Consider the following 22,196-nt stretch of genomic DNA (forward strand, 5'->3'; position numbering starts at 1 on the left):
GAGCTGACGCGGTCAGTGCCTTTCGAGGGCACTGACCAGATCGCGAAAGGCATTGCGGTTGGATTCATTGAGGCCCATCAACACTCGATGGGCTTCAAGCACGCGACTGCGCACCTCGGCTTCGGACTGGTCCTGCGGTGGCAGGTCGGTCAGGCAATCCGGGCAAGGCAATACGGTCTCGACGATATTGAACACCTGATCGAAACCCATGGAATCCAGCAGGCGCAGGATGTCCGGGTTGTTGGTGGTCAGCATGGGCAGCAGCCCGATGCGCTGCCGCGACAGGATCGACAGCTTGGCCAAGAGGCCCAGGGTGGTGCTGTCGATGCTCTGCGTCTCGGTCAGATCGATGACGATGGACGAGAAATTCAGCGACGAGAAGATGTGCTCGATGGTCGCGTCCAGCGCCGAGCAGAGGGTCAGACGCACCTCGCCGGTAAACTTCAGGACGAAGGTGCCATCCTGCTCGGCAAATTGGATTTTTCCGGTGCTCATGCCAGGTTCCTGCTCAACACCAGCAAAGCGATATCGTCGGGCATCTCGGTGACGGATGCCAGATCCAGGGCTTCGCTCAGGCCTGCCAGTGTACCGCCAGCGCGGCGGACGTAGTCGGGCAAGCTGTGTTCTTTCTCTTTCAAATTGTCTCCCGGCAGCAGGTCGAAGATGCCATCCGAAAAGAGGGTCAGGCTGAAACGCTCGGGCAGATCCATCTGGTGGTCATTGTAGGTCGCCTCCTGGAACAGGCCGACCGGCAGCCCCTTGCCGACCAGGAACCGCGTTTCTTCCGGGGTATGCAGGACCGGCAAGGGCAGATGGCCACCGATGCTGTACGCCAGGGTACCCGTGGTTTCGTCGATGACGCCACCCAGCATGGTCACGTGCTTGCCCAATTTGCAATCCAGTAGACCCCTGTTGATGTGGCCGAGCACATCCGAGGGCTTGAATTCGGGCAGGGTGCCGTTGCGCTTGGACTCGTAGAGCAGGCGCGTGGTCATGAACTTGAGCAGCACGGTCACGAAGGCCGACGAGGCGCCATGGCCGGAGACGTCGGCCAGATAGAAGGCGACGCGGTGCTCGTCGATGCGAAAGTAGTCGACGAAATCGCCGGACAGGTACAGCGACGGGATGATCTCGTGGGCGAAGTTCAGCCCCTCGGTTTCCCAGGGCGTCACCGGCAGCATGTTCATCTGCACGTGGCGTCCGGCGTTCTGGTCTTCCTGCAACAGGCTCAGGCTGGCCTGCAGCTCGCGATTGGTGTTTTCCAGCTTGACCCGGTAGCGATCGTTTTCCAGGCGCAGGCGGGCACGATCCAGGGCGCGGTTGACCGAGTGCTCGAGCACCATCAGGTCTTCCAGCGGCTTGATCAGGTAATCGGCGGCGCCCAAGCGCAGGGCTTCCACGACGTCGCTCATGACGCCGGCGCCGGACAGCACCAGCACCGGCGTATCGATGGACAGCTCGCTGATGCGGCGCAGCAGCGTCAGCCCATCGACCTGCGGCATGCGCAGGTCGCAGATGATGAGGTCGGGCTGTTCGCGCTCGAACATTTCCAGGCCCTGCTGGCCATTGCTGGCCTGCAGAACATTGAAGCCACTGTCTTCGAGATAGTCGGCGAGACTGAGGCGAACCACCTCGTCATCGTCAATGATCAAGAGCGTGGCAGGCGAATTAGACATAGAGGATCCAGGCATGCACCCGAACGGCAAACCGGCGGACAGGATCCGACACGGGCCACGGTGATTACGACACGGCGGAGACACTACTCCCATCCACCGGGGCGTTCAAGCTTGCCAACCGGATGGAATTTCTTTACAGGGTGCCTTTATGGAGTTTATACCTCCAACAAACCGCCTTCCATCCTCCCAAGCAGTAGGATTGCCATGAGTACCATCGACCGTTCTTACAGTGAAAAGCGCGATTTCATTCGCATGCACGTCGACTCCCAGGCCGTATTGAAGGTCGGCGACGCCTCCTTCGAGGCGCGCTGCGTCGATCTGTCCAGCACCGGTTTCCAGATCGAGGCCGCCACCCGCCTGCAGGTCGGCGACAAGGTAACCGTGCTCATCCCCTCCAGCCATGCCGAACTCCCCGGCCTGGAAGCGGACGCCGAGGTCCTGCGGGTCCAGGCCACCGATTCGGGCAAGCAGCTGCTGGGCCTGTCGGTGCTGGAAATGCGCTAGGCGCTTTGGCTACAAAAAAGGCAGCCCTTGGGCTGCCTTTTTCATTGGGGCCGGGACTAGAAGTCGTCGACCACCTGGCCATCCTTGACCTTGAACTCACGGGTCTGCAGGTAGGCGTTGCGAATGAACACGTACTTGTCGCCGGTGATCAGGCGCTCGGCCTGCAGCAAACCGGCGCGGGTGTCGACGGTGCTGAGGGCGAAGGCACTGTTGCGTACGGCGACATCATCCACATAGGGATAGGCGCTGGTGTAGCTGTCCGGGATGCGACCGAGGCCGTCACGCACGCTGCTGGGGCCGAAGAACGGCAGGACCAGGTAGGGACCGCTGCTCGCACCCCACTTGCCCAGGGTTTGGCCGAAATCTTCGTCGTTGCGCTGCAGGCCGGCCTTGGTGGCCACGTCGACCAGGCCGAGGCCACCCAGGGTGGTGTTCATCAGCAGGCGCGCGGTATCGACCCCGGCGTGCTCGACCTTGCCTTGCAGCAGATCGTTGGCCAGGTTGCGCACATCCCCCAGGTTGTTGAAGAAGTTGCTCACGCCGGTCTGCACGAAGCCGGGCGTGAAGCGCTGATAGCCTTGGGCGACCGGCTTGAGGGCATAGGTGTCCAGGGTATCGTTGAACACGAAGATCTTGCGGTTGAAGCCTTCCCAGGGATCGGGATTCTCGGCTTCGGCCGCCATCGCCTGACCGGCAAACGTCAGGGCCGTTGCAAGGAGCGCTCCCCAGACCCTGGAACCACGTCGCTCGACCGTCATCGCTTCTCTCCTCGTTGAACTCAGACGCCTGAAAGGCGCCGATTATAGTCATAGCTTTGCCAGTTTGGCTTAGGGCCAGGCGCAGTCACTCGATCTTTGACCCAACGTTGCGGTCAAAGAGTCCGGACACAGGAGAAACGCCATGACCACCTCTCATCTGCAGGAACAACTCGACCACCTCCGCTACCAGCTGGACCAGGACCCACCCGCCTCGCCGGAGGACCGGGAGGAACTGGAACTGCTGATCCGGGACATCGAATTCCAGCTGGCCAACGAAGATGCCACCCATACCCGGGATGGCAGTCTGGTGGAAGGCGTCAATCTGGCCGTGGAGCGCTTCGAGGTCAGTCACCCAACCATGGCCGGCACGCTCCGCTCGATCATGAACAGCCTGAGCAGCATGGGCATCTGATCACTGCCGAACGTAACGCTCCGCGGCGGGCTGGATGGCGTCACTGCTTCGGTAGGGATTGATGTCCAGCCCGCCACGCCGCACATAGCGGGCGAACACGGTCAGCTTCGCCGGCTTGAGCAGCCGCCACAGATCCAGATAGATGCGCTCGACGCACTGCTCGTGGAAATCCGCATGCTGGCGGAAGGCGACCAGGTAGCGCAGCAGACTCGCCGCCTCCAGTGCCAACCCCTCTTCGTAATCGATCACCACGGTGCCCCAGTCCGGCTGACCGGTGACCGGGCAATTAGACTTGAGCAGGTGGCTGTAAAACCTCTGACTATCCCGGGCTCCACCCACGCTCAGCAGATCCGCCTGCGGGTGGGCGTAGCGATCCAGGCTGATATCCAGCTCATCGACGCACTGGCCATCGGGGCGTTGCACACCGCGCGCCGCCCAGTCGTCCAGCGACACCAGGCTGACACCCACGGCACCGCCCGCAGCGGCGCTCAGGTCCCTGACCAGCACGGCTTCGACGTCGGCCAGGGTGGCGAACGCCGACTGGTTCAGGGAATTGAGGTAGAGCTTGAAGGACTTGGACTCGATGATGTTCGGCGAATCGGCGGGAATGGCGAATTCGCCGATGGCCACCACCGGCTTGCCGGACGGCAGCAGCCAGGACAGCTCGTAGCAGGTCCAGATGTCCACGCCGCGAAACGGCAGGCCCTGCCCGTCCAGCCCCAGCTCCGCCCACTTGGGCGCCCGCGGGATCGGATACAGCAGCTCCGGGGCATACTGGCTGACGTACTCGGTGCTTTTGCCCAGGGGCGATTGTTCTACGCTATGCATGACGCTCAGACACTCAATGACGCATGCCGCGCCCGCTCACGAGCAGACGGATGCTGACCAGATAAAGCACGACCACGGCGACCAGCATGAAGGCGATCGCCACCCCGATGCGGATGTCGGACACCCCGAGGATGCCGTAGCGGAAGGCGTTGACCATGTGCAGGATCGGATTGACCAGGGACACCTTCTGCCAGAAGGCCGGCAGCAGGTCGATGGAATAGAAGACCCCGCCCAGGTAGGTCAGGGGCGTCAGGACGAAGGTCGGCACGATGGAGATGTCGTCGAAGTTGCGCGCGTAAACGGCGTTGATGAAGCCGCCCAGGGCGAAGATCGCCGCGGTGAGGATGATCACCAGCAGCATGATGCCCAGGTGGTGCACCTGCATGTGGGTAAAGAACAGCGATAGCACGCTGACGATGGCCGCCACGGCCAGGCCACGCAGAATGCCGCCCATGGCATAGCCGATGAGGATGACGTGGGGCGACACCGGCGAGACCAGCAGTTCTTCCACCGAGCGCTGGAACTTGCTGCTGAAGAAGCTGGAGACCACGTTGCTGTAGGCGTTGGTGATCACCGACATCATGATCAGGCCCGGCACGATGTACTGCATGTAGGTGAAGCCACCCATGCCGCCGATTCGATTGCCGATCAGGTTACCGAAGATCACGAAGTACAGGACCATGGTGATCGCCGGCGGCAGCAGTGTCTGCGCCCAGATGCGGGTGAAGCGGCGCACTTCGCGATGGACGATGGTCCGCAGCGCCACCAGGTTGGCTTGGAATTCGGTACTCATCGGGCGACCTTGGCTAGATTCTTTTCCACCAGGGAGACAAACAGCTCCTCCAGGCGATTGGCTTTGTTTCTCAGGCTCTGCACCTGGATGCCGGCGGCGTCCAGCTGGCGGAACAGGGCATTGACCCCGCTGGCCTTGTCGATGGACACCTCGAAGGAGTGATCGCCCAGCAGCCGGGTCGGATAGCCTTCCAGTTGCGGCGCCGCCGTCAGCGGCTGGACCACGTCGACGATGAAGGTCTCGACATTGAGCTTCTGCAGCAGCTTGCGCATGCTGGTGTGCTCGACCAGCTCGCCATGGTCGATGATGGCGATGTTGCGGCAGAGCTGTTCGGCCTCTTCGAGGTAGTGGGTGGTGAGGATGATGCTGGTCCCCTGCCCGTTCAGCTCGGTGAGGAAATTCCACATGGAGCGGCGCAGCTCGATGTCCACGCCGGCGGTGGGTTCGTCGAGGATCAGCAGGCGCGGCTTGTGGATCAGGGCGCGAGCGATCATCAGGCGCCGCTTCATGCCACCGGAGAGCATGCGCGAGGGGGTGTCGCGCTTGTCCCACAGGCCGAGCTGGGTCAGGTACTCCTCGGCCCGCTCGCCGGCGATCCGCGCCGGGATGCCGTAGTAGCCGGCCTGGGTCACCAGGATGTCGAAGGCCTTCTCGAACTGGTTGAAGTTGAATTCCTGGGGCACCACGCCGAGACAGCGCTTGAGGCCCGCCGGATCCTTGTCCAGGTCATTGCCGAACACCGAGACCTCGCCGCCGGACTTGTTGACCAGGGTCGAGAGGATGCCGATGGTGGTCGACTTGCCCGCTCCGTTCGGACCGAGCAGCGCGAAGAAATCACCTTCGACCACGTCGAGGTCGATGCCCTTGAGCGCGGTGAAGCCGTTGTTGTAGGTCTTGGTCAGACCACGAATGGAGAGAGCTAGACTCATGTGCCTCCCGGCAAGAACTGATTCGCAAAGAAAAGTGCTACTTCCTATAACCCCGGCAGAGGGCAAAGGTTCGATCCTAGTCGAACCAGACAACGTCGGACAGTGCCCCTATACTGCGCAGCCGCTTTTTCAGGAGACACCCATGGCCACTTCCTATCTCGCCCACCACGTTGCCCTCCTCGCCCAGCTGCGTGCGGTCCTGGCCGACGTCGGCGCGGCCGAGCAGGTGCCCTCGGAGAACCACGCGCTGTTCCTCGACCGCTTCGACGAACTAGTCGCCGGCCTGCCGCAGGCGCCCGAAGAGTACGCCTATCTCGGCCAGGACCTGCTCAGCCAGATCTTCAGCCGCTATCCGCAGATCGCTCATCGGGTGCCGCGCGACCTGCTGTGGTTCTTTGGCGGCGATTGCCTGCACTTCATGCCGGACGAAGAGCTGGCGCTCTACCAGCGACTGGACGAGCGTCGCCACGAAGCGGAATCCCGCGGCGAGGCCTTCGACTGGGCGCAGGAACAGCGCCTGATGGCCCTGCCGGACGACGCCGCGCGCCACTGAAACGCCGAAGGGCTATCGAATCGGTCGATAGCCCTTCGTACCCGCAACACGCGCTATCTCTAGTAGTAGGCGTTTTCGCGGTTGGTGTGGTCGGTGACGTCGCGCACGGCGGTGAGCTCGGGGATCCGCTCCAGCAGGGTGCGCTCGACGCCATCCTTGAGGGTCAGATCGACCTGGCCACAGCCCTGGCAGCCGCCGCCGAAGCGCAGGACCGCGACATTGTCGTCGACGATGTCCACCAGGCTGACCATGCCACCGTGGCTGGCGAGCCCCGGATTGATCTCGGTCTGCAGGTAGTAGTCGACGCGCTCGTTGAGCGGGCTGTCCTCGTTGACCATGGGCACCTTGGCGTTGGGCGCCTTGATGGTCAGCTGGCCGCCCATGCGGTCGGTGGCGTAGTCCACCAGGGCGTCTTCCAGGAAGGGCTGGCTGATGGCGTCGATATAGGCAGTAAAGCTCTTCAGCCCGATGGGCTGGTCATCGGGCTTCTCTTCGCCGGGCTTGCAGTAGGCGATGCAGGTCTCGGCGTACTGGGTGCCGGGCTGGGTAATGAAGATCCGGATACCGATCCCGGGGGTGTTCTGCTTTTCCAACAGGTCGGCCAGGTAATCCTGAGCCGCGTCGGTAATGGTGATGGCGCTCATGGTCACTCCTCAACAGGTGTGACAAGTTTACGCCACCCCACCCCTCGACGAAAGCCCTAGTGAAACAGTCGGATAATCGTCTCAGTCGAGGCGGTGCACGAAACTGGTCACCCGGTTGCGCCCGTTGTGCTTGGACTCGTACAGGGCCTTGTCCGCCTGCTGGATCATCTGCTCGTGGTTGCCCAGGGGCACCGACAGATCGGTGATGCCGACACTGATGGTGAAGGCGATGGGCGTCCCCAGCACGTCGAGCCGCATGGCCTCGACCGCCTCGCGCAGGCGCTCGGCGAGCAACCGGGCGCCTTCCACCGCCGTGTCCAGCAGCACCACGCCGAATTCCTCGCCGCCGTAGCGTCCGGCGATGTCGGCATTGCGCACATGGGTCTTGATCACCCCGGCCAGCGCCTTGATCGCCTGATCGCCGACGGCATGACCATAGGTGTCGTTGATGCGCTTGAAGTGATCGATGTCGAGCATCATCAGCGCCAGGCGACCGCCATAGCGCTGGTGGCGGGCGAATTCCTCGGTGAGGCGCTCTTCCCAGTAACCACGGTTGGCCAGACCGGTCAGGCGATCGGTCCGCGACAGTTCCTGCAGCTTGTCGTTGGAGAGTTCCAATTGCCGCTTGTTGATGGCGACATCGGTGACGTCGTAGATCACCACGCAGATGTGGGCGATGGCACCGGTGGAATCCCGCAGCGGCAGCAGGGTGACGTTCTGGTACATGAAGGCTTCCACGCCGGTGATCGGCTGGTAGCTCTTGAAGTGCACCAGGTAGGGCCGCTGTTCCCAGATGGAAAAGGCCCGGGTACCCAGCAGCACCACGCTCTCGGCCTTGGCGCGAAACCAGGCCTCGTCGATTTCGGCAAAGACGGCGAACAGCGACTGTTGGCTGACCTCGCTGAGGATCCGTCCGGAATGGTTTTCCATGAAGCTGTTCCAGACCTCGATGCGGTAGTCGAGGTCCAGCACCACCACGCCGACATCGATGTTCTGCACGATGTCCAGCAGCCAGTGGAGTTCGTTGATATCGATCTGTGCCGCCATGCTCAACTCATCAGGTAGCCGATCTTGCGGGTGATGCGCTTCACCGAATCCTCGGTGAACAGCAGCAGCAGATCGAAGTGGACGTTATGGCCTTCCAGGCTGTAGCTGAGTTCGACCGCCAGGGTCTTCTTCCAGCGGGTCTTGTTGACGACGATGAGTTCGTCGATGGACGCATGGTGGCCGAGGATGGTCGGATGACCCTGAGAAAAGCGGATGTCGAACTGCTCGGCGATGCCGGCCAGGCAGGCGCCGATGATGATGCTCGACAGATCCAGCAGCATCTCGATGTCACCGGACTCCCCTGCCTCGCGCCAGCGCACCAGCTTGGCCATGTCATCGAATTCGGAGTCGTGGAAGATCAGCAGCGCTTCGCCGGCGATACCCTCGCCGATATAGCCCTGGCAGACCGCACTGAGGCGATCCTCGCGCTGGGCGTCCACCAGCGTCATGTGCAGCTCGCTGACTTCCAGGATATTGACGTTGGGAATCGGCAGCTGGACGAAGACATCCAGCGCCTTGGCCAGCAGCGCGCCGGCGCGGCCCATGGAAACGTTGACCACCTCGCGGAAGGCGTCGCGGAAGCTCACCTCCAGCTCGGGACGCGCGACCGGCTCCGGCAGTGCCGCAGGGCTGGGGGTATAGAGCCCATGGCGCTCGAGTACCGCGGCCAGTTCGGCGGGATCGGCCGGCTTGCGCAGAAAGTCCAGGGCGCCCAGTTCGCGCACCCGGGCCACCGCCTGGTCCTGGACGTCGCCGGAGACGACGATCACCTTGACCGCCAGGCCTTCGTTGCGGATGGCCGCCAGGGTGCCGTAGCCGTCCAGAATCGGCATGGTCAGGTCCAGCAGCATCACCTGACCCAGCCCCTGGCGCAGCGCCGTGAGGGCTTCCTCGCCGTTGGTGGCCTGGGTGATGGATACCGCCCAGCCTTCGGGCAGGGAGCGAACCAGCTGCTTGCGCGCCATGTTCGAGTCGTCGCATATCACCAGAGGAATCACGGCCACCTTCCATGACACTGTTTTGACGCACAGTAAACGTCGGTCAATTGCCAGTAAAGCAGCACTTGAAGGCCTTGCCCACCAGACGCGCCAGATCGTCAGACGTTTTCGCCATGAAAGACTCGCCGACCCTGCATGAGCGCTGTTCATCATGGACCGTCGCCAATGCCGGGGCAGGCGCCGGCTTTTGCTATGCTGCCACCCTTTGTCCAGCGTCTCTTCATCTCTGTGGAATGCCCATGACCGATCGCAGCTCTCGCCTCGCCGCCCTCCGCCACGCCCTCGCGCAGCGCATCCTCATCCTCGACGGCGGCATGGGCACCATGATCCAGAGCTATCGGCTGGAAGAAGCGGACTACCGTGGCGAGCGTTTCGCCGACTGGCCGAGCGACGTCAAGGGCAACAACGACCTGCTGCTGCTGACCCAGCCGAAGATCATCGCCGAGATCGAAAAGGCCTACCTGGATGCCGGCGCCGACATCCTGGAAACCAACACCTTCAATGCCACGCGCGTCTCCCAGGCCGACTACGGCATGGAGGCCATCACCTATGAGCTGAATCTGGCCGGCGCCCGAGTCGCCCGCGAGGTGGCCGACGCCAAGACCCTGGAGACCCCGGATCGCCCGCGTTTCGTCGCCGGGGTGCTCGGCCCGACCAGTCGGACCTGCTCCATCTCTCCGGACGTCAACAACCCCGGCTATCGCAATGTCACCTTCGACGAGCTGGTGGAGAACTACACCGAGGCCACCCGCGGCCTGATCGAAGGCGGCGCCGACCTCATCCTGATCGAAACCATCTTCGACACCCTCAACGCCAAGGCGGCCATCTTCGCGGTCCAGGGCGTGTTCGAGGAGGTCGGCGTCGAGCTGCCGATCATGATCTCCGGCACCATCACCGACGCCTCCGGCCGTACCCTGTCGGGCCAGACCACCGAAGCCTTCTGGAACTCGGTGCGGCACGCCCAGCCGATTTCCGTCGGCCTCAACTGCGCCCTGGGGGCCAAGGAGCTGCGGCCCTACGTCGAGGAATTGGCGACCAAGGCCGACACCTTCGTCTCCGCCCACCCCAACGCCGGCCTGCCCAATGCCTTCGGCGAGTACGACGAAAGCCCCGCGCAGATGGCGGCGGTGGTCGAGGAATTCGCCGCCAGCGGCCTGCTCAACATCGTCGGTGGCTGCTGTGGTACCACCCCGGCGCATATCCAGGCCATCGCCGAGGCGGTCGCCAAGCATCCGCCGCGCCAGCTGCCCGAGATTCCCAAGGCCTGCCGCCTCTCCGGCCTGGAGCCCTTCACCATCAGCCGCGAGTCGCTGTTCGTCAACGTCGGCGAGCGTACCAACATCACCGGCTCGGCCAAGTTCGCCCGGCTGATCCGCGAAGAAAACTACGCCGAGGCCTTGGAAGTGGCCCAGCAGCAGGTGGAAGCCGGCGCCCAGGTCATCGATATCAACATGGACGAGGGCATGTTGGATTCGAAGGCGGCCATGGTCACCTTCCTCAACCTGATCGCCTCCGAGCCGGATATTTCCCGGGTACCGATCATGATCGACTCCTCCAAGTGGGAGGTGATCGAGGCCGGTCTCAAGTGCATCCAGGGCAAGGGCATCGTCAATTCCATCTCCATGAAGGAAGGCGTCGAGGCCTTCATCCATCACGCCAAACTGTGCAAGAGATACGGCGCGGCGGTGGTGGTCATGGCCTTCGACGAAGACGGCCAGGCCGACACCGAGGCGCGCAAGAACGAGATCTGCGCGCGCTCCTACGACATCCTGGTCAACCAGGTCGGCTTCCCGCCGGAAGACATCATTTTCGACCCCAACATCTTTGCCGTGGCGACCGGGATCGAGGAGCACAACAACTACGCGGTCGACTTCATCAACGCCTGCGCCTTCATCCGCGACAACCTGCCCTATGCCCTGACCTCGGGCGGCGTGTCCAACGTCTCCTTCTCCTTCCGTGGCAACAACCCGGTGCGCGAGGCCATCCACTCGGTCTTCCTCTACCACGCCATCCAGAACGGCCTGACCATGGGCATCGTCAACGCTGGTCAGCTGGAGATCTATGACGAGATCCCGGCCGCCCTGCGCGAGCGGGTCGAAGACGTGGTGCTCAACCGTACCCCGGCCGGCACCGATGCCCTGCTGGCCATCGCCGACGACTACAAGGGCGGCGGCGCGGTCAAGGAGGCCGAGACCGAGGAATGGCGTGGCCTGCCGGTGGACAAGCGCCTGGAGCATGCGCTGGTCAAGGGCATCACCACCTATATCGTCGAGGACACCGAGGAATGCCGGCAGCAGTGCGCGCGGCCCATCGAGGTCATCGAAGGCCCGCTGATGAGCGGCATGAACGTGGTCGGCGACCTGTTCGGCTCGGGCAAGATGTTCCTGCCCCAGGTGGTCAAGTCCGCCCGGGTAATGAAGCAGGCGGTGGCGCACCTGATTCCCTTCATCGAAGCGGAAAAGGGCGACAAGCCCGAAGCCAAGGGCAAGATCCTCATGGCCACGGTCAAGGGCGACGTCCACGACATCGGCAAGAACATCGTCGGCGTGGTGCTGGGCTGCAACGGCTATGACATCGTCGACCTGGGCGTCATGGTCCCGGCGGAAAAGATCCTGCAGACCGCCATCGCCGAGAAGTGCGACATCATCGGCCTGTCCGGCCTGATCACCCCTTCGCTGGACGAGATGGTCCATGTCGCCAAGGAAATGCAGCGCCAGGGCTTCACCCTGCCCTTGATGATCGGCGGCGCCACCACCTCCAAGGCCCATACCGCGGTCAAGATCGAGCCGCAGTACAAGAACGACGCCGTGGTCTATGTGACCGATGCCTCGCGCGCCGTGGGCGTAGCTACTCAGTTGCTCTCCAAGGAACTCAAGGCCGGCTTCGTCGAGCGCACCCGCGCCGACTACGTCGAGGTCCGTGAGCGCACCGCCAATCGCAGCGCCCGCACCGAACGCCTGTCCTATGCGAAGGCGGTGGCCAACAAGCCGGCCTTCAACTGGCTCGGCTACCAGGCGCCCACGCCCAGCTTCACCGGCACCCGGGTACTGGAAGACATCGACCTGGCAGTCCTGGCCGAGTACATCGACTGGACGCCCTTCTTCATCTCCTGGGACCTGGCCGGCAAATATCCGCGCATCCTCACCGACGAAGTGGTGGGGGAAGCGGCCACCGCGCTGTTCCACGACGCCCAGGCCATGCTCAGGAAGCTGATCGACGAGAAGCTGATCAAGGCCCGCGCCGTATTCGGCTTCTGGCCGGCCAACCAGGTGCGCGACGACGACCTGGAGGTCTATGGCGAGGACGGCCAGCCGCTGGCCACCCTGCACCACCTGCGCCAGCAGACCATCAAGCCCGAGGGCAAGCCCAATCTGTCCCTGGCCGACTTCGTCGCGCCCAAGGAAACGGGCGTGACCGACTACATGGGCGGCTTCATCGTCACCGCCGGCATCGGCGCCGAGGAGCTGGCCAAGGACTACGAACGCAAGGGCGACGACTACAACTCCATCATGGTCAAGGCCCTGGCCGACCGCCTCGCCGAGGCCTGCGCCGAGTGGCTGCACGCGCAGGTGCGCAAGGAGTACTGGGGCTATGCCGCGGACGAGACCCTGGACAACGAGGCGCTGATCCGCGAGCAGTACAAGGGCATCCGCCCCGCTCCCGGCTACCCGGCCTGCCCCGACCATACCGAGAAGGCCACCCTCTTCAAGCTGCTGGACCCCGAGGCCCGCTTCAACGAGGCCGGTCGCAGCGGCGTCTTTCTCACCGAGCACTACGCCATGTTCCCCGCCGCCGCCGTCAGTGGCTGGTACTTCGCCCATCCCGAGGCCCAGTACTTCGCCGTGGGCAAGATCGACCGGGATCAGGTGGACAGCTACACCGAGCGCAAGGGCCAGGAGCTGGCGGTGACGGAGCGCTGGCTGGCGCCGAATCTGGGGTACGACAACTGACCCAAAGGGTCGATCAACCAAGGTCGTCGCTATGGCCTTGGTTGACCCTGTCGCAATACCCGGTTATCCCGGATCAAAGATCTCGCCATGTCTGACATTGCGTATTTCACTCTCGTTACAGTCTTTTCCCTGGCCGTAAGCTATGTCTTCTATCGCGAACATCGTCGCGGACAGCGCGGCAATCAGGACATCATCAATCAGGCATATGAAGCGACGCTCGCATCACACGCGATTGATAAAGCTCAAGTTCTTATGGACCAGACAACCCTAGGGTCGAGGTTGAACAGCAAAAAGCCTTTCGAGGTATATCGGATCCTGTCCTCACCTCCAACTCAGTGGTACCTCTATACGCACATGGAGGATTCGGATCCCGTACTGATGGCCATATCCGAAGCGCGAGCCAGGGCAGCCATTAACGGATTTGGAACTGCGAAATAGGCTATTCAGGTCCCATCTGACGCCTTCTAACGTCTTCGCTAGACGCCTCAGGTAACAAAAACGCGGCCCTTTTCCTGGGCGTCCCTACTAGGGTGTAGGGACTTCCATCGACGAGGACCGCGTGCCCATGAAAGGCCTTACCCTAGCCGCCGGCAGTCTCCTGCTCGGTCTCGCCACCCTGAATGCCAGTGCCGCGCCCCAGGCGCTGAGTGAAGCTCAGTGGCCCTTCACCGCCACCCCACGGGCCACCCTTGACGCACCCTGGGCCATCGCCTTCCTGCCGGACGGCACCGCCCTGGTCACCGAGAAAGGCGGCGTCCTCAAGCACCTGAACGTGCAGACCGGCAAGGCCCAGGATATCAGCGGGGTACCCAAGGTGGTCGCCGCCGGCCAGGGCGGGCTGGGCGATGTCATCCTGCATCCGCAATACGCCAGCAACGGGCTGATCTACCTCAGCTATGCCGAGGCCGGCGAAGACGGCACCCAGGGCGCGGCGGTCGCCCGGGCCAAGCTGACCCTGAAGCAGGACGGCAGTGGTTCGCTGGGCGATCTCAAGGTGATCTGGCGGCAGACGCCCAAGGTCACCGGCAACGGTCACTATGGCCATCGCATGAGATTCGGCCCGGACGGCAAGCTGTGGATCACCTCGGGGGAACGGCAGAAATTCACCCCGGCCCAGGACATGACTGGCAACCTGGGCAAGCTCATCCGCCTCAACGACGATGGCAGCACGCCGGCCGACAACCCCTTCGCCCAGCAAGGCGGCGTCGCGGCCCAAGTCTGGTCGCTGGGCCATCGCAATCCACTGGGTATCGCCTTTGACGCCCAAGGCCGGCTTTGGGAACAGGAAATGGGCCCCCAGGGTGGCGACGAACTGAATCTGATCCAGCGTGGCGGCAACTACGGCTATCCCGAGGTATCCAATGGCGACCACTATGGCGGCAAGCCGATTCCGGATCATGACACCCGCCCGGAATTCATCCCGCCGAAAATCACCTGGACGCCGGTGATCTCGCCGGCTGGCCTGATGATCTACGCAGGCGACCGCTTCCCCGCCTGGAAGGGCAATGCCTTCATCGGCGGGCTGTCGTCCAAGGCGCTGGTGCGGATCGAACTCAAGGGCGAAGAGGCGCGCGAGGTCGAGCGCTATGCCATGGGCACGCGCATCCGCGACGTCGAGGAAGGCCCCAACGGCAGCCTCTGGGTGCTGGAAGACGGTGCCAAGGCGCGACTGCTCGAATTGCAGCCGAAGTAGCGGCAGGAGTCACCCAGGGACGGGTGACCGCCGGCTCAGCGCAGCTCGGAAGGCGAGCGGCGAACGATCTTGATCGAGTGCTTGATCTCGGGCTTGCGGGTCACGCTGATCGGCCGTTTGGTGACGGTGTCCAGGGTGATGTTCCAGAAGCCAGTGCTCGGTACCGTGATGCGCGCCGGAAAGGTGTCGAAGGCGCCACCGTGATAGGTGTGGCGGCCGCCATTCTTGAAGCTGCGGAAATTGGCATCGTTCATCAGGCGGATGTTGCACACCCCCGAACTCTGGATGACGACCAGGTCGCCCTCGTTGAGATGCTCGCGCTGGTGGATGAACTTCATGACGGGTCCTCGTCTTGCAAAGGACTAGGATAGCATCCCTGCCCTGTCCTATTATCGCCGCCCGCCCTCGACCTGCCCTTTTCCCATGCGTATCTCCGATGTCGTCCAGTTGCTCGCCGATGCCGGCGCCAAGCCCAAGCACAGCGCCCGCATCCTGCGCGCCTGGTGTCAGGGGCTGCCCCTGGACACCGGCACCCGGCGCCAGCAGGCGGAAAATTTCCTGCCCCTGGAGGTGCGCCACGCCATTCCGGCGCTGACCGCGCGACTGGAAAGCCTGGCCCGGGTGACCTCGGAGCACCCGGGCGCCGACGGTTCGGCGCGGATGCTGGTGACCCTCGGCGATGGCCAGGCGGTGGAAAGCGTGCTGTTGCCCCGTGATGGACTCTGCGTGTCGTCCCAGGTCGGCTGCGCGGTGGGCTGCGTGTTCTGCATGACCGGCAAGAGCGGCCTCCTGCGTCAGGTGGGCAGCGCCGAGATCGTCGCCCAGGTGGCCCTGGCGCGACGCATCAGGCCGGTCAAGAAGGTGGTCTTCATGGGCATGGGCGAGCCGGCGCACAACCTGGACAACGTGCTGGAAGCCATCGACCTGCTGGGCACGGCCGGTGGCATCGGCCATCGCAACCTGGTGTTTTCCACCGTCGGCGATCCGCGGGTATTCGAGCGACTGCCGCAGCAGGCGGTCAGGCCGGCGCTGGCGCTGTCGCTGCACAGCACCCATGCCGAGCGAAGGGCCCGCCTGCTGCCCAAGGCGCCCCGGTACGAACCCGGCGAGCTGATCGAGCAGGGGGAAGCCTATGCCCGGCTGATCGGCTATCCGATCCAGTACCAGTGGACGCTGCTGGCCGGCATCAACGACAGCCAGGACGAGATGGACGAACTGCTGCGGCTGATGAAGGGCAAGTACGGCGTGCTCAACCTGATTCCCTACAACAGCCTGGAAGTGGACGACTACCAGCGGCCCACTGGCGAGCGCATCGTGCAGATCGTGCGCTACCTGCACAGCCGCGGTCTGCTGACCAAGGTGCGCAATTCCGCGGGCCAGGATGTCGATGGCGGTTGTGGCCAGTTGCGGGCCCGGGCCGAGGTGCTGCGCCCGGTGCGCGTCAGCGTCTGACCGATCGTCCTGCGACTGGCCCCGCCCATCAGATCTGGCGGAACGCCAGGCCGGGCGGCCTCTCAGAGTGCACTCGCACCATTCAGAGGGAAGCTTCTTCCATGCAGGATCGCATCAAACGCCACGACCCCTTCATCGCTGGTCTGAAGGAACGCCTGCCCGAAGAGCTGCGCGAATCCTTTACCGAGGAGCAGCTGGAAGCCCTCAAGCTGGCCTTCGGCACCCGCAGCTGGGGCAAGCACAGCGTCGATCTGCGCGGCACCGTCAAGTTCTGGCACCGCCGTTACTACTTCGTCTTCCTCGCCGGTCGCAACTACCGTCAACTCTCCCGCCTGGAGCAGGAATTGTCCCTGCTCGGCAAAGCCACCGTGCTGGCGGTGATCCTGCTGGCCTGCGGCCTGGTGGGTCTGCTGCTGCTCTATCTGCTCAAGTCGGCGCTGGGCATCGACATCTTTCCCGACTACTCCTTCGGAGTTTGGACCTGGTTCAAGGGTCTATTCGACTAGCACGGATGCTTGACCCTGGCAGGGAGGCTTGCCGCTCGGGAGACCTCCTATGCCCCACCTGAATCGCCGCCGGACCCTCGGCCTGCTGGCTGCCAGTGCCGCCCTGCCCCTGCTGGGCGGCTATCCGCTCAATGCCCTCGCAGCGGGCGACGAATACCTCGCTCTGGTCGAGAAGGAAGCCCCCGGCCTCGGCTTCTATCGCCTGGCCGATGGCAAGCGCATCGGCAGTCTGGAATTGCCCGAGCAACCCCATGAAATCGTCGCGGACCGCCAGGGTCGCTATGCCTACGTCGGCCAGTACGGGGTCAAGAGCTGGCAGGCGCCCGGCGAAGGCGGCCATCAGGTCAGCGTAATCGATCTCGCCGAGCGCCGGCTGGTGAGAGCCATCGACCTGTCGCCCTATCACCGCCTGCACGGCATGCGCCTGGATGACCAGGGCCGCCTCTATGTGCTGAGCGAGACCGACTCGCTGCTCATCCGCTTCGATCGCCCCGCCACCGCCGAATATCCCAGCCAGATCGTCCCGGTTGGTGGCACCCGCAGCCACTACTTCGTCCTGACCCGTGACGGACGCCGCGCCTACGTTGCCGACACCCTGAGCGGTCTGGTGATCCTGGTCGATGCGCACAATCCTGCCGTGCTGCCGGTGAAGAGGTACCTCGGCCAGGCGCCGGAGGGCTGCTGCCTGAGTCCGGACGAGCGCACCTTCTATGTGCTGGATCGCTTCGCCGGCATCCTACATGCGCTGGATGCCCGCGACCTGACGCCGATCCGCCAGGTCAAGCTGCGCGGCGAAGCGGTACGGGTAGCCGCCCTGCCCGATGGCCGCCTGCTGGTCTCCAACCTGTCGGACAAGAGCCTCTCGCTGCTGCGGCCCGATACCCTCGCTGAAGTCGCCTATCTGCCCATGGGCAGCGCCGTGCCCGGACTCAACCTCGATCCCCGCGGCGAGCGGCTCTTCGCGGCCCTGGAGGACAACCAGCTGGCGGTGGTCGATCTGCGCAACTGGCGCGAGATCCACCGCTTCTCTACCGGCAAGGCGCCGGATACCGCCGTGGTCTTTCGCGCCTGAGGCTCTGCAATACGGGGATCCGCTGCCAACCAGTCAGCGGATCCGCGAGGCACGAGAATCATCCGCATTTAACAATCCGAATCATTGTGATACAAATCACCGACCTCCGGGCGCCTCTGCGCCCCTTCGCTTCTGTCGGTGATAGCTTTCATGCTCGTTCCCTTTCTGATCATGCTCCGCGAAGGCATCGAAGCGGCGCTCATCGTTGGCATCATCGCCAGCTACCTGCAACGCACCGGTCGCGGCCACTGGATGCCAGCGGTCTGGATCGGCGTCATGCTGGCCGCCGCCCTGTCGCTGTTCGTCGGCGCCGGCCTGCAACTGGCCAGCGCCGAATTCCCGCAGCGTCAGCAGGAGCTGTTCGAAGCGGTGGTCGGTCTGGCGGCCACCGCCATCCTCACCTCCATGGTGTTCTGGATGCGCAAGGCGGCGCGCTCGATCAAGACCGAACTGCACGACTCCCTGGAAAACGCCCTGTCCGCCTCGCGCAACCAGGTCTATGCCCTGATCGGCATGGTCTTCCTGGCGGTCGCTCGCGAAGGCCTGGAAACCGTGTTCTTCCTGCTGGCGATCTTCCAGCAGAGCGCCGGCCCCGGCGCGCCCCTGGGTGCCCTGCTGGGGCTGATCATCGCCATCGCCGTGGGCTATGGCCTCTATACCGGCGGCGTACGACTGAACCTGGGCAAGTTCTTCCGCTTCACCGGCCTGTTCATCCTCTTCGTCGCAGCCGGCCTGTTCACCAACTCGGTCAAGGCGCTGCATGAAGCCGGCCTGTGGAATTCGCTGCAGCAGGTGGTCTTCGACTGGAGCCACGCGCTGCCCGCCGACGGCCCGGTCGGTACGGTGCTGGCCGGGATGTTCGGCTACCAGGACACTCCGACCGTCAGCACGCTGGGCGCCTATCTGCTGTTCCTGGCCGTCACCCTGCCGCTGTTCTTCCGCACCCCGGCGCCGCCCCAGCGTCCTGCCGTGACCACCCCTGCCTCGCTGGAGCGCCCGTCGTGAATCACGCCAACCCCCATCCGCCGAAGCAGGGCTCCCTGGCGCTGCGCCTGGCCGTGATCGGCTCGGCCACCCTGCTGATCGCAGCCGCCGCGGCCTTCTACTATGCCTCGCGCGCCGCAGGCGAGCGTCACGCCACCGTGGCCGACGGCGAAATCAAGGTCGACATCCTCGCCAATCGCTGCGAACCCAACGCCCTGCAGGTACCCGCCGGGCCGGCGCGCTTTCGTATCGTCAACCGCTCGGACCGGGCGGTGGAATGGGAGATTCTCGACGGAGTCCTGGTGGTCGAGGAGCGCGAGAACATCGCCCCCGGCCTCAGCCAGGTCATCAATGCCACCCTGGCCCCCGGCGACTACGCCATCACCTGCGGTCTGCTGAGCAATCCGCGCGGCACGCTGAAGGTGCTGCCGACCGCCGCCTCGGAAGCCGCCAGCAAGGCCGGTCCGACCCTGACCCAGTTCGTCGGTCCGCTGTCGGAATACCGCGTCTACCTGAATCAGCAGAGCCGCTTGCTGCTGCAGGGTCTCGCCACCCTGCAGCAGGCGCTGACCGCGGGCGATCTAGAGCAGGCACGCGCCGCCTATGCGGCCGCCCGCCTGCCCTACCAGCGCCTGGCGGCGACCGCGCAGCGCTTCGCCGAACTGGACAATCGCCTCAATGCCCGCGCCGACTACTACGAAAAGCGCGAACAGGATCCGGCCTTTGGTGGCTTCCATCGCCTCGAACAGGGCCTCTTCGCTGGCAACAGCACCCAGGGCCTGACAGCGGTCGCCACTCGCCTCGAGCAGGACGCCGCCGCCCTGCGCGACGCCCTGCTCGGCCAGTCGCTGCCGCCCGAACAACTCAGTGGCAATGCCGCGCGCCTGCTGCACAACCTGGCCGGCACCCGGATCTCGGGTGAGGAAGAGCGCTACAGCCAGCTCGTGCTGCCCGGCTTCGCCGCCAATCTGGATGGCACGCGCAAGGTGATCGAGTTGCTGCGCCCCCTGCTCGGCAAGGGTCATCCCGAGCTGCAGCACCGCCTGGATACCCAGGCCGACGCCTTCGCTACGGCCCTGGGCGATGTCCAGCGTCCCTACTCCACCCTTTCCCCCGACGACCGCCAGCGCATCGCCGCCGCGGCCCAGGCACTGGCCGACTCCCTCGACCAGATCGCCCCGGCCCTGGGCCTGGCCGCGACCAAGACCACGCCATGAAGAAGTCCGCTCCCGATCAGCCCAACATCGAACGTCGCCGCCTGCTGGGTGGCCTCGGCGCCGCCAGCGTGGCCCTGGCCGGTGCCGGGCTCTGCCCGATGCACGCCCGGGCGGCCAGCACCGCCGAGGTGACCCGTGCCCCCGGCAGCGCCAATACCCATCAGCGCCAGGCGTTCCTTGGCCTGCACCAGAGCGGCATCGTCACCCCACGGCCGGCGGCCGGAATGATCGTGGCCTTCGATGTGCTGGCCAGCGATCGCGAGGACCTGGAACGCCTGCTGCGGACCCTCGACGAGCGCATCCGCTTTCTCATGCAGGGCGGCCCGGTGCCCGAGGTCGACCCCAAATTGCCACCGCTGGATTCCGGCATCCTCGGTCCTGTGGTGACGCCGGACAACCTGACCATCACCGTCTCGGTGGGCGAATCGCTCTTCGATGACCGCTTCGGCCTCACCGCGGTCAAGCCGCGGCAGCTGCAGCGCATGACCGGCTTTCCCAACGACGCCCTGGAAGCGGACTGCTGCCACGGCGATCTCTGCCTGCAATTCTGTGCCAACACCCCGGACACCAACATCCACGCCCTGCGCGACATCGTGAAGAATCTGCCCGACCTGCTGGCGATCCGCTGGAAGCAGGAAGGCAGCGTGCCGGTGCAGGATCCGCCACCCGGTCAGCCCGCCGAGAGCGCGCGCAACTTCCTGGGCTTTCGCGATGGCTCGGCCAACCCCGACTCCACCGACCAGCAGGCGATGGACCGGATCGTCTGGGTCCAGCCCGGCAGCGGCGAGCCGGCCTGGGCGGCCCAGGGCAGCTATCAGGCGGTGCGCATCATCCGCAATTTCGTCGAGCGCTGGGATCGCACCCCGCTGCAGGAACAGGAAGCCATCTTCGGGCGGCGCAAGGCCAGTGGCGCGCCCATGGCCGGCGGTCACGAGACCGATGTGCCGGACTATGCCAGCGATCCCAAGGGCAAGGTCACGCCGCTGGACGCCCATATCCGCCTGGCCAATCCCCGCACCGCGGAGAGCCAGCGCAACCTGATCCTGCGCCGCCCCTTCAACTACTCCAACGGTGTGCGCAAGAACGGCCAGCTCGACATGGGCCTGCTGTTCATCGCCTACCAGGCCGACCTGGAACAGGGCTTCATCGCCGTGCAGAAGCGGCTGGATGGTGAGCCCCTGGAGGAATACATCAAGCCCATCGGCGGCGGTTACTTCTTCGTCCTGCCGGGGATCACCGATGCCAAGGACTACCTCGGCCGCAGCCTGCTGGCCGCCGCATCGCTTTAATACCTCGACAGGAGAAGTCGAATGAAACGCTCGTTCCTCGCCATTGCCCTCGGTCTGGCCCTCGCCACGCCGGCCTTCGCGGCCAACTCGCCGCTGGATCTGGTCGGCCCCATCTCCGACTACAAGATCTATGTCACCGACAACCTGGCCAAGCTCACCGAGCAGACCCAGGCCTTCACCGCGGCGGTCAAGCGCGGCGACCTGGCCACCGCGCGCAAGCTCTATGCGCCGACGCGGGTCTCCTACGAGCAGGTGGAGCCCATCGCCGAGCTGTTCAGCGACCTGGACGCCGCCATTGACTCCCGCGAAGACGACCATGAGCAGGGCGTGAAATCCGAGGACTTTACCGGCTTCCACCGCCTGGAATACGCACTCTTCACCCAGAACACCACCGAGGGCCAGGGTCCCGTCGCCGACAAGCTGCTGGCCGACGTCAAGGACCTGCAGGCCCGCGTCGACGGCCTGACCTTCCCGCCGGAAAAGGTGGTGGGTGGCGCTGCGGCGCTGATGGAGGAAGTGGCGGCGACCAAGGTGTCGGGCGAGGAAGAGCGCTACAGCCACACCGATCTCTACGACTTCCAGGCCAACGTCGATGGCGCCAAGAAGATCGTCGACCTGTTCCGCCCGCAGATCGAGAAGCAGGACCAGGCCTTCGTCGCCAAGGTCGACAAGAACTTCGCCACGGTCGACAAGATCCTGGCCAAGTACAAGACCAAGGACGGCGGCTTCGAGACCTACGACAAGGTCAGCGAGCGTGACCGCAAGGCCCTGGTCGGTCCGGTCAACACCCTGGCCGAAGACCTTTCCACCCTGCGCGGCAAGCTGGGCCTCAACTGAGGCCCGCGGTGGGCGGTGTCCGGCGCCGCCCACCCACTCTCCGCTTATCGCCGG

The 22,196-nt window shown here is 64.4% G+C and carries 23 protein-coding genes; 13 read left to right on the top strand and 10 right to left on the bottom strand.

Translation table 11 applies throughout. From position 1 onward, the window contains the following. Positions 1-12 precede the first annotated feature (12 nt). Entirely contained in the window at positions 13-495 is a 483-nt protein-coding gene (gene rssC / locus OXS31_RS10735; protein WP_007158388.1) for an anti-sigma factor antagonist RssC, read from the bottom strand. Beyond that, entirely contained in the window at positions 492-1,676 is a 1,185-nt protein-coding gene (gene rssB / locus OXS31_RS10740; protein WP_007158389.1) for a two-component system response regulator RssB, read from the bottom strand. The genes rssC and rssB overlap by 4 nt, the downstream gene beginning before the upstream one ends. A gap of 204 nt (positions 1,677-1,880) precedes the next feature. Between rssB and OXS31_RS10745 the strand changes: the two genes are divergently transcribed. Next, positions 1,881-2,180, top strand: coding sequence for a PilZ domain-containing protein (locus OXS31_RS10745; RefSeq protein WP_144944946.1), 300 nt, complete (start codon positions 1,881-1,883; stop codon positions 2,178-2,180). Between the two features lie 56 nt (positions 2,181-2,236). On the opposite strand, the gene OXS31_RS10750 is transcribed toward OXS31_RS10745, so the two are convergent. Further along, entirely contained in the window at positions 2,237-2,938 is a 702-nt protein-coding gene (locus OXS31_RS10750; RefSeq protein WP_115945669.1) for a VacJ family lipoprotein, read from the bottom strand. Positions 2,939-3,080: 142 nt separating this feature from the next. Between OXS31_RS10750 and OXS31_RS10755 the strand changes: the two genes are divergently transcribed. Continuing rightward, positions 3,081-3,350 carry a DUF4404 family protein gene (locus OXS31_RS10755; protein ID WP_108582871.1) on the top strand — a complete coding sequence of 90 codons (270 nt, stop codon included), beginning with the start codon at positions 3,081-3,083 and terminating at the stop codon, positions 3,348-3,350. Here OXS31_RS10755 and queF read toward each other — a convergent pair whose 3' ends face one another. The 3 genes from queF to OXS31_RS10770 are packed head-to-tail and all read right to left on the bottom strand — an operon-like array spanning position 3,351 to position 5,900. Beyond that, positions 3,351-4,178, bottom strand: a complete 828-nt coding sequence (gene queF, locus OXS31_RS10760) for an NADPH-dependent 7-cyano-7-deazaguanine reductase QueF (protein WP_267398930.1) — start codon at positions 4,176-4,178, stop codon at positions 3,351-3,353. 13 nt (positions 4,179-4,191) lie between these two features. Further along, positions 4,192-4,971 (bottom strand): ABC transporter permease, encoded by a 780-nt coding sequence (locus tag OXS31_RS10765; RefSeq protein WP_027599433.1) that lies wholly within the window; start codon positions 4,969-4,971, stop codon positions 4,192-4,194. Then, complete coding sequence (locus tag OXS31_RS10770; RefSeq protein ID WP_267398931.1) at positions 4,968-5,900, bottom strand: ABC transporter ATP-binding protein; 933 nt, start codon at positions 5,898-5,900, stop codon at positions 4,968-4,970. Before OXS31_RS10770 ends, OXS31_RS10765 begins: the two co-directional genes overlap by 4 nt. Positions 5,901-6,042: 142 nt before the next feature. Between OXS31_RS10770 and OXS31_RS10775 the strand changes: the two genes are divergently transcribed. After that, complete coding sequence (locus tag OXS31_RS10775) at positions 6,043-6,453, top strand: PA2817 family protein (protein WP_007158396.1); 411 nt, start codon at positions 6,043-6,045, stop codon at positions 6,451-6,453. A 59-nt stretch (positions 6,454-6,512) separates the two neighbouring features. Here the strand turns inward: OXS31_RS10775 and nfuA are convergent, their stop codons facing one another. The 3 genes from nfuA to OXS31_RS10790 all read right to left on the bottom strand — a co-directional run bounded on the left by nfuA (position 6,513) and on the right by OXS31_RS10790 (position 9,148). Continuing rightward, complete coding sequence (nfuA, locus tag OXS31_RS10780) at positions 6,513-7,097, bottom strand: Fe-S biogenesis protein NfuA (protein ID WP_007158397.1); 585 nt, start codon at positions 7,095-7,097, stop codon at positions 6,513-6,515. A gap of 81 nt (positions 7,098-7,178) precedes the next feature. Continuing rightward, positions 7,179-8,144, bottom strand: a complete 966-nt coding sequence (locus OXS31_RS10785) for a diguanylate cyclase (protein ID WP_042134048.1) — start codon at positions 8,142-8,144, stop codon at positions 7,179-7,181. Positions 8,145-8,146: 2 nt separating this feature from the next. Then, positions 8,147-9,148 (bottom strand): response regulator, encoded by a 1,002-nt coding sequence (locus OXS31_RS10790; RefSeq protein ID WP_267398932.1) that lies wholly within the window; start codon positions 9,146-9,148, stop codon positions 8,147-8,149. Between the two features lie 233 nt (positions 9,149-9,381). On the opposite strand from OXS31_RS10790, the gene metH reads away from it, so the two are divergent. The 3 genes from metH to OXS31_RS10805 all read left to right on the top strand — a co-directional run bounded on the left by metH (position 9,382) and on the right by OXS31_RS10805 (position 14,785). Further along, positions 9,382-13,092 (top strand): methionine synthase, encoded by a 3,711-nt coding sequence (metH, locus tag OXS31_RS10795; RefSeq protein WP_267398933.1) that lies wholly within the window; start codon positions 9,382-9,384, stop codon positions 13,090-13,092. Between the two features lie 87 nt (positions 13,093-13,179). Further along, complete coding sequence (locus OXS31_RS10800; protein WP_074582432.1) at positions 13,180-13,530, top strand: hypothetical protein; 351 nt, start codon at positions 13,180-13,182, stop codon at positions 13,528-13,530. Positions 13,531-13,657: 127 nt separating this feature from the next. After that, a complete protein-coding gene (locus OXS31_RS10805; protein ID WP_267398934.1) occupies positions 13,658-14,785 on the top strand; it encodes a PQQ-dependent sugar dehydrogenase in 1,128 nt (375 codons plus the stop codon). A gap of 35 nt (positions 14,786-14,820) precedes the next feature. Here OXS31_RS10805 and OXS31_RS10810 read toward each other — a convergent pair whose 3' ends face one another. Further along, positions 14,821-15,123, bottom strand: a complete 303-nt coding sequence (locus OXS31_RS10810; RefSeq protein ID WP_017640573.1) for a DUF1883 domain-containing protein — start codon at positions 15,121-15,123, stop codon at positions 14,821-14,823. Between the two features lie 85 nt (positions 15,124-15,208). Here OXS31_RS10810 and OXS31_RS10815 point away from each other — a divergent pair, with 85 nt between their 5' ends. From OXS31_RS10815 to efeO (OXS31_RS10845), 7 genes are all read left to right on the top strand, one after another. Further along, positions 15,209-16,237: an RNA methyltransferase gene (locus tag OXS31_RS10815; protein ID WP_267398936.1), complete on the top strand. Its 1,029-nt coding sequence runs from the start codon at positions 15,209-15,211 to the stop codon at positions 16,235-16,237. Positions 16,238-16,338: 101 nt separating this feature from the next. Beyond that, the gene (locus OXS31_RS10820) at positions 16,339-16,743 is read left to right on the top strand and encodes a hypothetical protein (protein WP_007158404.1); all 405 of its coding nucleotides are present in this window, start codon (positions 16,339-16,341) and stop codon (positions 16,741-16,743) included. 49 nt (positions 16,744-16,792) lie between these two features. Next, positions 16,793-17,815, top strand: coding sequence for a twin-arginine translocation pathway signal protein (locus OXS31_RS10825; protein WP_144958737.1), 1,023 nt, complete (start codon positions 16,793-16,795; stop codon positions 17,813-17,815). A 150-nt stretch (positions 17,816-17,965) separates the two neighbouring features. Continuing rightward, a complete protein-coding gene (gene efeU, locus OXS31_RS10830) occupies positions 17,966-18,820 on the top strand; it encodes an iron uptake transporter permease EfeU (protein WP_027599442.1) in 855 nt (284 codons plus the stop codon). Next, positions 18,817-20,016 carry an iron uptake system protein EfeO gene (gene efeO / locus OXS31_RS10835; protein WP_267398938.1) on the top strand — a complete coding sequence of 400 codons (1,200 nt, stop codon included), beginning with the start codon at positions 18,817-18,819 and terminating at the stop codon, positions 20,014-20,016. Before efeU ends, efeO (OXS31_RS10835) begins: the two co-directional genes overlap by 4 nt. Continuing rightward, positions 20,013-21,305, top strand: a complete 1,293-nt coding sequence (gene efeB, locus OXS31_RS10840; RefSeq protein WP_027599444.1) for an iron uptake transporter deferrochelatase/peroxidase subunit — start codon at positions 20,013-20,015, stop codon at positions 21,303-21,305. Before efeO (OXS31_RS10835) ends, efeB begins: the two co-directional genes overlap by 4 nt. Before the next feature lie 21 nt (positions 21,306-21,326). Beyond that, positions 21,327-22,142, top strand: a complete 816-nt coding sequence (gene efeO / locus OXS31_RS10845; RefSeq protein ID WP_027599445.1) for an iron uptake system protein EfeO — start codon at positions 21,327-21,329, stop codon at positions 22,140-22,142. The last annotated feature ends 54 nt before the right edge of the window (positions 22,143-22,196 follow it).

It is taken from the genome of Pseudomonas sp. GM_Psu_1, from assembly GCF_026544185.1.
Lineage (GTDB): Bacteria > Pseudomonadota > Gammaproteobacteria > Pseudomonadales > Pseudomonadaceae > Chryseomonas > Chryseomonas oryzihabitans.